Annotated in this window: 14 protein-coding genes; 2 read left to right on the forward strand and 12 right to left on the reverse strand. The window is 54.5% G+C overall.

Translation table 11 applies throughout. The annotated features are described in order from the left end of the window. The first annotated feature begins 96 nt into the window (after positions 1–96). On the forward strand, positions 97–876 hold the full coding sequence (locus J1785_RS24180; RefSeq protein WP_129991423.1) for a type IV toxin-antitoxin system AbiEi family antitoxin domain-containing protein: 780 nt from the start codon (positions 97–99) through the stop codon (positions 874–876). Then, positions 863–1,786 carry a nucleotidyl transferase AbiEii/AbiGii toxin family protein gene (locus J1785_RS24185; RefSeq protein ID WP_217139402.1) on the forward strand — a complete coding sequence of 308 codons (924 nt, stop codon included), beginning with the start codon at positions 863–865 and terminating at the stop codon, positions 1,784–1,786. The genes J1785_RS24180 and J1785_RS24185 overlap by 14 nt, the downstream gene beginning before the upstream one ends. A 76-nt stretch (positions 1,787–1,862) precedes the next feature. Here J1785_RS24185 and J1785_RS24190 read toward each other — a convergent pair whose 3' ends face one another. From J1785_RS24190 to gcvH, 12 genes are all read right to left on the reverse strand, one after another. Then, on the reverse strand, positions 1,863–2,183 hold the full coding sequence (locus tag J1785_RS24190; protein ID WP_217220939.1) for a hypothetical protein: 321 nt from the start codon (positions 2,181–2,183) through the stop codon (positions 1,863–1,865). A gap of 399 nt (positions 2,184–2,582) precedes the next feature. After that, entirely contained in the window at positions 2,583–3,515 is a 933-nt protein-coding gene (gene rbsK, locus J1785_RS24195; RefSeq protein ID WP_129952996.1) for a ribokinase, read from the reverse strand. Beyond that, positions 3,512–4,456 carry an allose kinase gene (gene alsK, locus J1785_RS24200; protein WP_129952997.1) on the reverse strand — a complete coding sequence of 315 codons (945 nt, stop codon included), beginning with the start codon at positions 4,454–4,456 and terminating at the stop codon, positions 3,512–3,514. The genes rbsK and alsK overlap by 4 nt, the downstream gene beginning before the upstream one ends. A gap of 15 nt (positions 4,457–4,471) precedes the next feature. Beyond that, positions 4,472–5,152, reverse strand: coding sequence for a D-allulose 6-phosphate 3-epimerase (alsE, locus tag J1785_RS24205; protein WP_129991419.1), 681 nt, complete (start codon positions 5,150–5,152; stop codon positions 4,472–4,474). Between the two features lie 38 nt (positions 5,153–5,190). Then, positions 5,191–6,276, reverse strand: a complete 1,086-nt coding sequence (locus J1785_RS24210) for an ABC transporter permease (protein ID WP_129952999.1) — start codon at positions 6,274–6,276, stop codon at positions 5,191–5,193. A gap of 11 nt (positions 6,277–6,287) precedes the next feature. Continuing rightward, entirely contained in the window at positions 6,288–7,277 is a 990-nt protein-coding gene (locus J1785_RS24215) for an ABC transporter permease (protein ID WP_217139405.1), read from the reverse strand. Beyond that, entirely contained in the window at positions 7,270–8,802 is a 1,533-nt protein-coding gene (locus J1785_RS24220) for a sugar ABC transporter ATP-binding protein (protein ID WP_129953001.1), read from the reverse strand. Before J1785_RS24220 ends, J1785_RS24215 begins: the two co-directional genes overlap by 8 nt. A gap of 2 nt (positions 8,803–8,804) precedes the next feature. Continuing rightward, positions 8,805–9,791 carry a substrate-binding domain-containing protein gene (locus J1785_RS24225; protein WP_238483365.1) on the reverse strand — a complete coding sequence of 329 codons (987 nt, stop codon included), beginning with the start codon at positions 9,789–9,791 and terminating at the stop codon, positions 8,805–8,807. 18 nt (positions 9,792–9,809) lie between these two features. Continuing rightward, on the reverse strand, positions 9,810–10,667 hold the full coding sequence (locus J1785_RS24230; RefSeq protein ID WP_129953002.1) for a DeoR/GlpR family DNA-binding transcription regulator: 858 nt from the start codon (positions 10,665–10,667) through the stop codon (positions 9,810–9,812). Between the two features lie 332 nt (positions 10,668–10,999). Further along, on the reverse strand, positions 11,000–11,743 hold the full coding sequence (locus tag J1785_RS24235; RefSeq protein ID WP_129953003.1) for an SDR family oxidoreductase: 744 nt from the start codon (positions 11,741–11,743) through the stop codon (positions 11,000–11,002). A gap of 142 nt (positions 11,744–11,885) precedes the next feature. After that, complete coding sequence (gene gcvP, locus J1785_RS24240) at positions 11,886–14,759, reverse strand: aminomethyl-transferring glycine dehydrogenase (protein ID WP_217157679.1); 2,874 nt, start codon at positions 14,757–14,759, stop codon at positions 11,886–11,888. A gap of 109 nt (positions 14,760–14,868) precedes the next feature. After that, entirely contained in the window at positions 14,869–15,255 is a 387-nt protein-coding gene (gene gcvH, locus J1785_RS24245) for a glycine cleavage system protein GcvH (protein ID WP_129953005.1), read from the reverse strand. Positions 15,256–15,315: the final 60 nt, after the last annotated feature.

Consider the following 15,315-nt stretch of genomic DNA (forward strand, 5'->3'; position numbering starts at 1 on the left):
TACCGATATTTTTAAACGACTACTCTCTACCCTTTTTTCACTTATGCCGCTATGCTGCTTTAAATTATTCTTAATCTGTCATCCTTAAGGCGACATATGAGAAAAAATATAAACTGGCTGTTTCTGAATACTTATCCCGGCCAGATCATGCTCCAGACATGGCTGACGTCTCAGGGCATTGAACGAAGCAGTTCGTCGAAATACGTAAAAGAAGGCTTACTCAAACGGCTGGATACAGGCGTCTATTGCCGCGCCGGCAAAGAACCTGGCTGGGTTGATGCCGTACATTGCCTGCAGACACAATGGAATAAACCGGTTCACGTTGCAGGATTAACCAGTCTGAACCTGCAGGGCAGCTCTCATTATCTTGAACTGAGCACAGCACGTATGTGGCTCAACCTTCCACCGCGAGTCTATTTGCCGAAATGGTTGCAGCATGTGCCAGGCGTTAAGTGGTATTCCGCTGCTAATAATCGTCTGGAAAGCGCCGACAACGCATTCCTGAAAGAGGTCACGGTCTCCTCACTGAAGATCACATGCAGCTCTGCCGAACTGGCGGCCTATGAAGTCGCCAATAATGTTCCAAAACTTATCGAGTTTACGCATGCGAACGAATTGTTTCAGGGGCTGATCAGCCTTAATCCGAAAAAGTTGCAGTTGATCCTTTCAGCAAGTGATGCGGTTAAAACCAATCGCGTATTTATGTTTCTTGCACAGAGAAATCAGCATAAGTGGTTTGAACGCCTTGACGTTACCCGGATCAAAATGGGCAACGGCGCACGGCAGATTGAAGCCGGTGGCAGGCTGGATACCGACTATCAAATAACCGTTCCGGCCAGTCTGATAAGGAATATCAGGGAAGATGAACAATTCTGAGTACTACAGAAATCAGGTCAGATTACTCGTTGAATGCCTGCCCTCAATCGAGCATGAAAAATGTTTTGCTCTGAAAGGCGGAACGGCGATAAATCTCTTTATTCGCAACTTTCCCCGCTTATCGGTTGATATCGATTTAGCGTACGTGCCCGTTCAGGACAGAAATTTGACGCTTGAAGAGATTTCTGGCGCGCTTCAACGAATAGTTCAAAGACTGAATATCGCCGGATTCCTGGCTCAGATGCAGGAAACCAACGGTCCGGATGCCCGCATTTTTGTCAGAAACAGAGAAGGTATAAATATCAAAATTGAGGTCAACCATGTCTGGCGGGGATTGCTTAATCCGCCCGAGCAACGTGACGTGCAGGACGATGTGGCTGACCAATTCGGATTTGCAGAAATCAGTGTGGTCTCGATGCCAGATCTGTATGGCGGCAAGATTTGCGCAGCAATGGACCGGCAGCATCCGCGAGATTTATTTGATGTAAGACTTCTTCTGGAAGACAGCGGGATCACCAGAGAAATCTATTACGGGTTCCTTGCTTATATGCTCGGACATACCCGCCCGATGGCAGAAATTCTGGATCCAAACTGGAAAGATCTCCGTCAGCCCTTTGAAAATGAATTTGAAGGGATGACGACTGCCCCCGTAACACTTGAAGAATTAAATGGGGTACCCACTGCTTTAACGGCTGCTTTGAAGAAGCATTTCACGGCACAGGATCATCGTTTTTTACTGTCATACGAACAGGGTCAACCAGACTGGTCCCTTTTCCCGCACGATCTTTCAGCCTTTCCGGCTATACGCTGGAAACAACAAAATCTTCTCAAACTAAAAGAACAAGATCGGGAGAAATGGGAACGGACGATTGAAAAACTCAGGGGAGTAGTAGACGGGTGGCTTGCTTAATCCCGGCGAAGCAAAGGCGATCGGGTTCTTATATCGATCGCCAAAAGATTTCTTTTAAATCAGCTAATGTTCCGGTTTACGCCTGCGTTTTATTTCTCACCAGCGCAATCCCCGCCTTCTCTGACAATTCAAACAGTGCCGGAAGCAGATGCGCCGAGGCTTTCAGATACGCGCTCACCTGCGATACGCCTTCCGGCGGCAACAGTTCGCTATTCTCCAGCCCTTCACTCAGGCACAGCAAACCGTGGCAAAGTCCTTCGGCGGATTCAGAAGCGACAGCGCCCAGATCGTAAAGCTGGGGATCGGTGAAATCGCTCAGATCCAGATCAGCAATCAGGGCGCGGAAAACGGTGAGGGAATTGTCGGGATGGTTGGTTTCGGTAATTGAATCGGTCATTTTAAAGTCTCGAGTAAAGTATGTTTTGCCCCACACGAGACGCTAACCTCGGGTGGTGGCTCAGACAGAGTTAGCGTTACCGGACTCGAAAACCGGCGCTTCTGAGAAGCCCCTGCCTGAACCACCATAATTTACAGGTGACTCAAAACCTGCGGCATTATGCCACAGTGCAATCGAGTAAATCTGATCCAGAACGCTAATTCTGACTACGGTTCTTCCGCAGCGAAACGACTATATTCCTGATATTTTCTGAATGAAACGGGCTGGATGGATTTACAGGGAGTTACTTTGAAATCTGGAAGATGTCTCGCAGGAATGACGCCGTCCGGCTCCCTCCCCTGCGAAGGGGAGGAGCAAGAAAAACTCGCAACCTTCGCAGGGGCAAAAGGCAACCCTGCTTCAAACCACCACAACCCCCATCCGCTCACGCGCTTCTTCATATGTCGGCATCGATGCCGCCGCGCCCGCCCTTTCCACGCAAACAGAGGCGTAAGCGGAGGCGAATTGCGCGGCGTCGGGGAGTGTGGCGCCGGCGGCGAGTTGTGAGGCCAGCGCACCGTTGAAGGCGTCGCCTGCACCGGTGGTATCGACCGGGGTCGCCGGGCAGGCCCGGATAATCTGCGTTTCGCCGTTGACAGAAAGCAGCGCGCCCTGCGTGCCTAAGGTGATGATCAGCGCCCGGATCCCTTTATCGTGCAGCGCCTGCGCAGCGCGGCCGGCGGAAGGAAGATCATGTACGTCTATCCCCGTCAGCAGCGTACATTCCGTGGCATTCGGCGTGAGTAAATCCACCTGTGACAGCAGATGGTCAGACACCGGCTGAAACGGCGCAGGATTGAGGATAATGTAGGTGCCGTTATCCCTGGCGATACCGATCAGTTTTTCAATCGCAGACAGGTTGTTTTCGAGCTGCGTCAGCAGGATATCGGCGGCGGCGACAGCCGGACGGCACTGTTCAACCTCCTCGTCGGTAACCGTCAGGTTTGCACCCGGATCGACGGCAATCATGTTCTCAGCATCGGCTCCCGCGACATAAATCAGTGCGTTACCGGTCGGGCATTCGCTGGTGGAAAATAACGTGACGGCATCAAAACCGGCACCGTCAAGGTGGCGGCGGGCAAACATGCCGAAATCATCGCGGCCGACTTTACCGATGTAATGTACCCGCGCACCGGCACGCAGCGCGGCGACGGCCTGGTTCGCGCCCTTGCCGCCCGCGCCCATCATGCTGTTGCGGGCGATCAGGGATTCTCCCGGTTTCGGGAAACGCGCCATGCCTGCGACAATATCGAGGTTGAAAGAACCAAATACGCATACCTTGCCTTTGTTCATGCCTCTCTCCTGAAGGATAATGTACCGGCGGCCAGAGCTGGCTGCGACGGAAAAACACGCTGTGCGGCTAAACACGCGCCACGGCAACCGGTTTCATCGGTGACGGCGCTGAAATGAATGGTGAGATCGTTAGCCGGAAACGGACTGCGTAAATGGCTGCGTAATTGCTGTTCCAGTTCAGCCAGCGGAAACTTTTTCATCGCCAGCACACCGCCACCCAGCACTAAATATTCGGGATCAAGAATGTTCATTTCGCTGGCCACCGTGCGTGCCAGCCGTGCCACAAATTCGGTTAAATCCACATGCCCGGCATGGCGCACAAACAGTTCGGCGAACGGCGTTTGTGGCGCGTGTTGCTGCGCCCAGCCTGTCAGCCAGTTGCCGGAGGTCAGTGTCTCAACGCAGCCGGTTTTACCGCACGGGCAGTCTAGTGAATTCTCTGCCAGAGGAATGTGCCCCAGTTCGCCTGCGCCGCCGTGTGCGCCGTGATAAAAATCACCGTTGATCCACAAACTGTTGCCAAGCCCAGTGCCAAGATACAGACCGACGGCAACATCCGGCAGTGTGTTGTGTTGCGTTAAATCCCACCACATCAGATGGTTAACGTCTTTGTCCATCGCCACCGGCAAATGTAACCTTTCCGAGAGCAGCGTCGCCACCGGCTGATTATCCAGCGCCGAAATGAACGGCAGCGACAACACAGTTTGCCGGTCGCGGGACAATACGCCCGGCAGCCCGAGCATTACCTGTGCCACCTGGTGGTGCGGATCCTGCGCCTGCAAATACGCTGTGATCAGCCTTTCCAGCCCCTGTAACGGATCGGACTGCCCTGCCCAGCTTTGGGTCGGCGTTTTGTGGTAGCCGCGAAAATTTTGCTGGCTGTCCATCAGCATTAAACGGGTATTCGTTCCCCCGACATCAACTCCAAGAAAATGCGGCATACGGCTCTCCTGCCCTCAGGCTGCGTGACGCGCCTGACGCATCTGATCGAGCATTTTGTCCCAGGCAACATCCAGATCGCTGTCCAGCGTGAACAGGCCGGAACTGCCGACGATCAGCACTTCCGCGCCTGCGCCCATCAGATCCTGATAGGTCCGCAGGTTGCAGGAGCCATCAATTTCGATCAGATAGCGGTAGCCTTTTTGCTGTTTGAGATCCCGCAGCTGCGCGATCTTCCCGAGCATTTCAGGGATGAACGGCTGACCGGCATAACCCGGATCCACGGTCATCACGGTAATTTTATCCAGCAGATGAATGTAGTGCTGGATGTACTCCACCGGCGTCGCCGGGTTGAGTACTACACCCACTTTTTTACCCAGCGAGCGGATCTGACTGATGATGCGGAATGCGTCGCGGTTAATGGTTTCGGCGTGCGGACAGATAAAATCGGCACCGGCTTTGGCGATGGGTTCGATAAAGTCAGCCGGATTTTCTACCATCATATGCACGTCCAGAATCAGCGGCGTATGCGGACGGATTTGCTCAATAAAGAACGGCGACAGCGTGATGTTTTTAACGTAATGACCGTCCATGATGTCGATATGCAACATGTCAGCGCGGCGGTTCAGCACCTCAAGCTGTTGTTTAATGTCGATCAGGCTCATGCACATCAGCGACGGAGAAATTTTGTATTCCATGGTGTTTTCCTAAGTCAGAGGCAATGTAAAAAGAGTCGTTAAGGTTGAGCCGCCCGCGCTTTGGCAGCGCTCATTCGCCCCGCCCTTTTTTGCAGATAACGGCTGCGGAAGAATTTCAGCGCCAGCACCACAATCAATACCGCGCCCCACATCGCCAGGCTGAAATGCGGGCTGACATTCATCAGGTTCAGGCCGGTGGAAATCACCTGCAGGACAATCAGCGAAAGCACGACGCCCGCCACTTTACCGAAACCACCGTTCGGATCCGTGCCGCCGAGAATAATGGCGAGCACCGTCAGCAGCAGGTATGAATCGCCGTAGCCCATGCGCGCCGAGTTGAAACGCGCCATCATAATCAGCCCGGCAATCACACATAACATGCTGGAAATGACATAGATGGCGATCAGCACACGGTGCGTATTCACGCCGCTGAAATGAGTGGCGTTGATGTTGCTGCCACTCATGTAGATGTATTTGCCGAGACGGGTGCGTTCTAAAAACACCGCGATTAACACCGCCGTCAGCAGGAAAATAATCAGCGGAACGGGCACACCGAGCAGGGTTTCCGCCCCGATAAAGCGCACGATATCCGGCATACCACTGATCGCCGCACCGCGTGAAAGATAGATACCGACACCATTGACCATGGTCATGGTCGCCAGCGTCACCAGAATCGGATGCGCACCGACATATGCCACCAGCGCACCGGTCAGCATGCCAATCACCAGCGCCAGAATCATCGCGCCAACCAGCGCCACGGTCAGCCAGACCGCCTGCATGGCCATACTGGCATCAGGCGGCAGCCAGGTCAGAAACACCCACGCCATCAGTAAACTGGTCAGGTTAGCAGTGGCAATAATGCACAGGTTAAGGCCGCCGCTGAGGATCGGGATAAACATCGCCAGCGTCAGTAAGCCGAGTTCCGGAAGCTGGAAGGCGACACTCATAAAGGTGGCATCACTGAAGAATCGCCCCGGCATCGCCAGGCTGAAGCCGATGATCACCACCAGCAATAACAGCGATAATCCGAGCGTGGTGTTATCGATTTTTATGGCAGCCATTTTCAGACGAGGCCGCGCATCGGGCTTCGCTTTAAGACTCACATTTCTGCTTTTTGCGAACATAGCGGTTTTCCTCAGGCGAAGCCGACTTCGGTTTCTTTGCGTTTCTTATAATGGGTGACGGTGATGGCTGCGACGATCACCACGCCGATGACGATGTTCATGAAGTAACTGGAAACACCAATCAGGTTGAGGCCGTTTTTCAGCACGCCGATCAGGAACACGCCCATCAATGTGCCGACCACGCTGCCTTTGCCGCCGTTAAGACTGGCCCCCCCGAGCACCGCCGCCGCCAGCACATCCAGCTCGCCGCCGACCAGCGCATTCGGTACCACTTCACCGACGCGATAGACCTGCACCAGCCCGCCAATCGCCGCCATGGCGCCGAGATAGCCATAGGCAAACAAATGCAGTAAACCGACACGGATGCCAATACGGCGCGCCGATTCCTGGTCGCCACCGACGGCAAACAACTGGCGTCCGAGATGGGTTTTATTGAGCAGCACCCAGCTCAGTGCGGCAACCGCCAGCATCACCACGACGGGCAACCCAATCTGATAATGCTGCTCACCCACGCTGAACGGCAGCACGCGGATCGGCGTGGTCAGCCAGTCCGGCAGGTCGTACAAGCTGGTGCCGTTGGTCAGCCACATCAGCATGCCGAACAGCAGCGACTGCATACTGATGGTGACGATGATTGACACGATGCGCAGGCAGTAGATCAGAATGGCGTTGATCATCCCGAGCACAGTACCGATGGCGATAGCCAGCAAAATGCTGCCGGCCGGGCTGCTCAGACCGTAATGGATCGCCAGCGTGGCGATAGCGTACTGCACCACGGAGGCGACGGCGGCAAACGAAATATCGATACCGCCCGTCACCAGTACCACAAACAGACCGAGGGCAAAAATACCACTGACAGCGTAGCTTTCGGTCAGATCCAGCAGGTTCTGTAACGTCAGAAACTGAGGGGTCAGTAAGGAAAAAGTGACAATAACCGCCAGCAGCACCCAGGCTAAATAGCCTTCGTTGCCGGACGGACGTAACCGGCTGAGCTTAAGCATTAACCGCCTCCGCAAGTTGTTGCTGGGTAATCGTACCCGGCAGATATTCTCCGATTACCGTGCCTTCAGAGAAATGCAGCACACGGTCGCAGTTGAAATAGACCTCCGGCACCTCGTCGGAAATCAGCAGAATGGAAATACCCTCTTCTGCCAGCTGATGGATCAGCTGATAAATGCTGGCTTTGGCACCGACATCGACGCCGACAGTGGGTGAATCGAGGATCAGGATTTTCGGCTGTGTCAGCACCCATTTCGCGAGCACGATTTTTTGCTGATTGCCGCCGGAAAGCGTGGAGATCGCCTGATCGGGGTTCGCCACTTTGACGCCGAGTTTCTCGATCCACTGCTGGATAATTTTGTTTTTGCGGTATTCGTCGATCAGGTGAAAACGGCTGCGCAGCTGATCCATGATCGCCAGCACGGTGTTGTCCCCGACCGACTGTTGCTGGATCAGGCCGAGCGTCAGGCGATCTTCCGACACGTAACCGACGCCCGATTTGATCGCGTCTTCGTGACTGCGAAAACGTACCGGTTTGCTGTCGAGATAGATTTTGCCGCTGTCCGGTTTGGTCATGCCAAACAGGCTGAGTGCCAGTTCGGTGCGGCCGCTGCCGAGCAGGCCGCATAAACCGAGCACTTCACCGGCGTGCAGTTTGAAACTGACATTGTGATACTGGCCTGCGCGGCTGAGTTTGTCGGTTTCCAGCATGATGCGCTCGTCATTCATGTTGGCGGCTTTCAGGCGGTAATCGAGTTTCAGGCCGGTCATCAGTTCGGTCAGGCGTTCGCTGCTGACCTCAGACGCCGGGAAAGTGCCGACTTTTTTGCCGTCACGGATAACCGTCACGCTGTCGGAAATCTCCAGCACTTCATCGAGACGATGGCTGACGAACACCACGCTGATCCCTTTGCTTTTCAGATAATGCACGGTACGCAACAGCTGATTAACTTCTGTACGGGTCAGCGAGGCGGTCGGCTCATCCATAATCACTAAACGCGCATCCGCCACCAGCGCACGGCAAATCGCCACCTGCTGACGCTGGGCAATTGGCAGCGACGAGACTTTACTGTCGAGATCGAGCGAATAATTCAACTCGGTCAGAATACGCCGGGCCGTTTCCCGCAGGCGTGACGGGCGGTACCAGCCCATCAGCCCCTGTAAGTTGTGGTCGAAAGCAATATTTTCGAACACGCTGAGATTCGGAAACAGCGACAGATCCTGATAAATCACCTGTACGCCAAACTGCCGCGCCTGATCCGGAGACAGCTTGCTGAAACTCTGGCTACCCTCAGACGGCGAACTGAGCGTGATCAGGCAACCGTTATCCGGCTGGTAAACCCCCGAGATCACTTTGATCAACGTACTTTTCCCGCAGCCATTGGTGCCCGCCAGGCAGTGAACTTCGCCCTGCATCAGCCGCAGGGAAATGTCATTAAGCGCACGCTGTCCGCCAAACGTTACCGACAGATTTTGCACATCAATCAGCGGCGTGTTGTCTGTTTGAATGATCTCGGAGATTGCCATGATTACAGCCCCATTTTGACCAGTTTCGGCAGGTTCGCTTTATCCAGGCTTTCGGTTTCATTGCCCAGAATGGTGTGCGTTGCCTCGTCCACTTTCACTTTGCCCATGCCTTCAATGGTCATGCCGTCAGTGATTTTTTCGCCTTTTTCCAGCTTCTCGGCGATGCGCACAAAGACTTCACCCGCGATCATCGGGTTCCAGATAAAGCCGCCTTTGATGGCTCCGGCTTTCACCAGGCTGGCACCCTGCCCCGGGCTGAACGGCCCGAACACACAGACGTCGTCAGTTTTGCCACGATTAAGTACCGCGCGGCCTGCGCCAATCGGTCCCTGTGAACCAATCGCCAGAATACCTTTCAGGTTGGCGTCTTTAGACATCAGGTCGTTGGTGGTACGGATGCTGTCATCAAGAGACTCACCGACACCAAATTTGTCACCCACCAGATGCATATCCGGATAGTGTGCTTTCTGGTAATTAATGGCGGCATCGGCCCATTTCTGATGGAGCGGCACGGTCAGACTGCCGACATACACCGCGTAATCGCCTTTTTCTTTCATGCACTGCGCCAGGGCAATCATGTGATTAATACCGTGCTGTGTGGCATCGACCATTTCGAAATCCCAGTCGGCATATTTTTGATCCGGTGATTCATGCACGATGACTTTGATCCCGGCGTCGCGCGCACGTTTCAGTACCGGCTCCAGCACGCGGGCGTCGTTGGGTACCACACCGATCACATCCACTTTCTGGGCGATCAGATCTTCAATCGCACGCACCTGCAATGCCGGATCCGCACTGGTCGGCCCGACCTGCCACGCGTCGATACCACGTTTGGCCGCTTCGCTTTTGATCCCGGCTTCCATTGCGTTGAACCAGGCGTTACCGCCGACTTTCACCACCACGCCCATACGAATTTTGTCGGCGGCATGCGCAGACAGGGACAACATGGCTGTGGCGAACAGGCAGGCAAGAACGGATTTCTTGATCATGTTTACTCTCCTGGGAGGTCAGTTATTTGCCGCAGCTAACGGATCGTTGCGGCTGTTTTTAGTTTTTTTCTGTAGGGGTGACGGAGAAACTTCAATCACGTTAACGTTGCTCCAGGCCAGTTCCTGGCGGAATTCTTCATCCTCCAGATGGTCTGTTATCAGTGTGTCGATTTCCCGGTAGTGGCAGATCCGCGCAAAGGAGCGGCGGCCGAATTTGCTGGAGTCAGCCAGCAAAATTTTATGCTCGGAGGAAAGCAGCATTTGCTGTTTCAGCCGCGCATGATGTTCATTGCTTTCACGGATGCCGCCTTCGTGGCTGATCCCGTGACAGGAGAAAAACAGTTTGTTGATGACGAACTCTTTCAGCATTTGTTCGGCCAGCACACCGACGAAATCTTCATATTTCGCCGAGTATTCCCCCCCCAGCCCGATCACGCGTACGTTAGCTTTCACCGCCAGCGTCTGAATGATGTGCACCGAGTTGGTCAGTACCACCAGTTGGATATCAGGCATCTGGCGCGCCAAAAACCAACTGCTGGAACTGCTGTCGAGCAGCAAGCAATCGCCGGGATTAATCAGTTGCAATGCCCGTTTGGCGATACGCGTTTTACTGTCAGGTGACTGATTACTGCGATCACGAAAGGACTCACCCTGTTCAATCTGCGACGGCACGTAGGTTTTTTCCGCCGTCGAATGTTCTCTGTACACCGCGCCGCCATGGCTGCGTAATAACACGCCGTGCTTTTCCAGCAACGCCAGATCACGCCGCGCGGTCTCCAGAGAGATACGGCATAACTGGGCCACTTCCTGCACCAGAATGCGTCCGCGCTGGCTGAGAATTTCGGTGATATATCGATGTCGCTCTACTGGCAGCATGTGTTGATTCCTCTTTCCCGATGTCAAATAGGATACGCAGCCGGATGTTTGCAGAATGCGCAGTGCCTCAAAGGCGACCGTGCGCATTTTCTGCCACCGTCGACCTGTGATATTTGTCACGAAAAGATGAGAAGAAATGAAATGTTAAAGTTTGGATCTGTGGCGGGAACGGCATTAAATCGTTATTTGCGTTGCAACAGAACAGCAACAGATCTGCAAACGGTCACAATTCCTCGGGCCTTTGAATGCCCGTTAATGACCGTTTGTGTGGAATTGACCGGTTGGACATAAAAAAGCGCCCGCAGGCGCTTAGGAGGGAGCAGAAATGTGTTTTACCTTCCGCCCGCCAGCTCGAGAAAGCTGCCGGTGACGTAGGAAGCAGAATCCGACAGCAGCCAGGAAATCGCCTGTGCGACTTCTTCCGGCTGGCCACCGCGCTGCATCGGCAGATTGGCTTTCACGCGATCGACGCGCCCCGGCTCACCGCCGCTGGCGTGCATTTCGGTGTAGATCAGACCAGGACGCACACAGTTAACACGAATACCGTACGCCGCCACTTCCAGCGCCAGACCGGTGGTCAGTGTATCCACTGCGCCTTTCGATGCCGCGTAATCCACATATTCGCCCGGCGCGCCCAGCCGGGAAGCCGCCGAGGACACATTCACAATCGCCCCGCCCTTTCCGCCATGACGGTGCGACATGGTTTTCACCGCCTCGCGGCAGCACAGGAAATAGCCGGTCACGTTAGTAGACAGCACTTTGTTGATGCGTTCAGCGGAGAGATTTTCAAGGGTGGTCTGCCGGAATAAAATCCCGGCGTTGTTCACCAGCGCGGTGATTGGGCCGAGTTCGGCACTCAGCTGTTTGAACATCGCCACAACCTGCGCTTCATCGGCGATATCAGCTTTGAGTGCAATAGCTTTGCCACCGGCCTGCTGGATTTCATCGATGACGGAGTGCGCTGCGGTGTCGTTATTGACGTAATTCACACCGACGGCGTAACCCTGCTGTGCCAGCAGAAGAGCCGTTGCCCGGCCAATGCCACGGCTGGCACCGGTGACGAGAGCGATTTTCATGAGTGACTCCATTGGGGAAATGAAGAAAGTGTAGGAGAAACTGAAAGAAAGGGGAATTTAGCTTAGCTCCTCCCCTTCGCAGGGGAGGAGCCGATCGAGTTTTTAACGCCTCCCCCTTCTCAGCGAGGAGCGGAACGGAGTCTTACTCGTAATCTGACATCGGGACACACGAACAGAACAGGTTTCTGTCGCCGTAGACATCATCCAGACGCTTCACGGTTGGCCAGTACTTGTTATCATAACCGGCCGGGAATACCGCAACTTCACGGCTGTACGGGTGGTTCCAGTCACTGACCAGCTCATTCTGCACGTGCGGTGCATTCACCAGCGGGTTGTCTTCCAGCGGCCATTCACCTTTCGCCACACGGTCGATTTCACTGCGAATTGCCAGCAGTGCATCAATAAAGCGATCCAGTTCCACTTTGCTTTCTGATTCTGTTGGTTCAACCATCAGCGTACCGGCAACCGGGAAGGACATGGTCGGGGCATGGAATCCGTAGTCGATCAGACGTTTGGCGATATCCATTTCACTGATACCGGTGGTTTCTTTCAGCGGACGGATATCCAGAATGCATTCGTGTGCCACACGACCGTCACGGCCGGTATACAGCACCGGATACGCCTCTTTCAGACGGGTCGCGATGTAGTTGGCGTTCAGGATAGCGACCTGACTGGCTTGTTTCAGGCCTTCCGCGCCCATCATGCGGATGTACATCCAGCTGATAGGCAGGATGGAAGCACTGCCGAACGGAGCCGCAGACACCGCACCGTTTTGCGTCAGCACACCGTCAATCTGCACTACGCTGTGACCCGGAACGAATGGCGCCAGATGCGCTTTCACACCAATCGGGCCCATGCCAGGACCGCCGCCGCCGTGCGGAATACAGAAGGTTTTATGCAGGTTGAGGTGCGAGACATCCGCGCCAATATAACCCGGCGTAGTGATGCCAACCTGTGCGTTCATGTTCGCACCGTCAAGGTAAACCTGACCGCCGTACTGGTGAACAATCTGGCAAACTTCGCGGATGGTTTCTTCGTAAACGCCGTGCGTTGACGGGTAAGTCACCATGATGCAAGACAGCTCATCGCCGGCTTTCGCCGCTTTCTCACGCAGATCGCTGAGATCGATGTTGCCCTGTTTATCGCAGGCAACCACCACTACGCTCATGCTCGCCATCTGTGCAGATGCCGGATTAGTGCCGTGCGCTGAACTTGGGATCAGACAGATGTGACGACTGCTTTCATTGCGGCTTTCGTGGTAGCGGCGAATCGCCAGCAGACCCGCGTATTCACCCTGCGCACCGGAGTTGGGTTGCATACATACCGCATCATAGCCGGTGAGCTGAACCAGCCACTGTGACAGCTGACCAATCATTTGCTGATAACCGGCAGCCTGTTCAGTCGGGCAGAACGGATGCAGTTCAGCGAATTCCGGCCAGGTGATAGGGATCATTTCTGCCGCCGCATTGAGTTTCATGGTGCAGGAACCCAGCGGGATCATCGCCTGATTCAGCGCCAGATCCTTTTTCTCCAGACGGTGCATATAACGCATCATCTCGGTTTCGCTGTGGTACTGGTTGAATACCGGATGCGTCAGGATCGGATCCGCACGCAGCATGGCGGCAGGAATGGCGTTGCTGTCAGTCGATGCCGCTTTATCCAGCTTGTCGATATCCAGACCGTTGTCGTCCCCCAGCAGGGCAGCAAACAGAATCTGAACATCTTCGCGGGAGGTCGCTTCGTCGAGCGTGATACCCACCGCGCCGTGGATATCAGTACGCAGGTTCAGGCCGAAGCTCAGCGCGCGTTCCAGCACCGCTGCTTTATCTTTGACTTCAACGGTCAGCGTATCGAACCAGGTGTTATGACGCAGCGTCAGGCCGCCCTGTTTCAGGCCTGCGGCCAAAATATCGGTCAGACGGTGAATGCGTGACGCAATGCGTTTCAGGCCTTCAGGACCGTGGAATACCGCATACAGGCTGGCAATGTTCGCCAGTAAAACCTGCGAGGTACAAATGTTAGAGTTAGCTTTTTCGCGGCGGATATGTTGCTCGCGGGTCTGCATCGCCATACGCAGTGCGGTTTTGCCCGCAGCATCACGGGAAACCCCGATGATACGGCCCGGCATGGAGCGTTTGAATTCATCTACACAGGCGAAGAAGGCCGCGTGCGGGCCGCCGTAACCCATCGGCACACCAAAGCGTTGCGCCGAACCGAAGACCACGTCCGCGCCCTGCCTGCCCGGTGCAGCCAGCAGCACCAGCGCCATAATATCAGCCGCTACGCTGGTGATAATTTTGCGGGATTTCAGTTCGCCCAGCAGCGCGGTGTAATCATGCACTTCGCCGGTGGTGCCCACCTGCTGTAACAGCACGCCAAATACACCTTCCAGCTCAAGCACTTTTTCGGCTTTATCGACAATAATGTCAAAACCGAATGTTTCCGCACGGGTACGTACGACATCCAGCGTTTGCGGATGTACATCGTCAGCCACGAAGAAGCGGTTAGCGTCTTTCAGTTTGCTGGCGCGTTTTGCCAGCGCCATCGCTTCGGCGGCGGCAGTCGCTTCATCGAGCAAGGAAGCAGAAGCCAGATCCAGACCGGTCAGATCTAACGTCAGTTGCTGGAAATTCAGCAACGCCTCAAGACGCCCCTGGGACACTTCCGGCTGATACGGCGTATAAGCGGTATACCAGCCCGGGTTCTCCAGCATGTTGCGCAGGATAACCGGCGGCGTCAGCACCGCGCTGTAACCCATACCAATGTAGGATTTATAACGTTGGTTCTGGCTGGCAATGGCTTTCAGCTCAGCCAGCGCCTGATGTTCAGTCACGGCATCGCCGACAGCCGGCGGGCCGGGTAACTGGATATCGACCGGAACGATCTGCTGGATCAGCGCATTTAAGGAATCCGCACCGACCGTTTCCAGCATCTGTTGCTGCTGCTGAGAAGACGGACCGATATGGCGGCCGATAAAAGCTTCGCTGTGTTCAAGTTGGCTGAGTGTCTGAGTCATTTGCTACGCATTCCTGAAATCTGCTGGAGGTGTCTTGGGATACTGACAAAAGCTACGGGTCTGGATCTGCCCCGCAAGCGGGTTACGGGGCGGGTAAAACAGTGTTTAATCAGTCTTCAATGGATGCTGAATAGGCTTGTGCATCAAGCAGGTTAGCCAGTTCGCTTTCATCTGATGCTTTAATCTGGAACAGGAAACCGGTGTCATATGGCTCGCTGTTGACCAGCTCCGGAGAACCTTCCAGTTCAGCGTTTACCGCAATGATTTCGCCGCTGATCGGAGAGTAAATGTCGGAAGCCGCTTTGACGGATTCCGCCACGGCGCAGTCTTCACCGGCGGCAACTTCACGGCCCACTTCCGGCAGATCAACAAATACCATGTCGCCCAGTAATTCCTGTGCGTGTTCGGTGATACCTACGGTGTAAATTCCGTTACCTTCTGAACGAATCCACTCGTGGGAAGACGCGTATTTCAAATCTGCTGGAACATTGCTCATTATACTTTCTCCAAAAAAGTGCTTAATTCAGCGTTAACTGGATAATTTTATGTCGGATTT

Source organism: Rahnella perminowiae (assembly GCF_019049755.1).
Lineage (GTDB): Bacteria > Pseudomonadota > Gammaproteobacteria > Enterobacterales > Enterobacteriaceae > Rahnella > Rahnella perminowiae.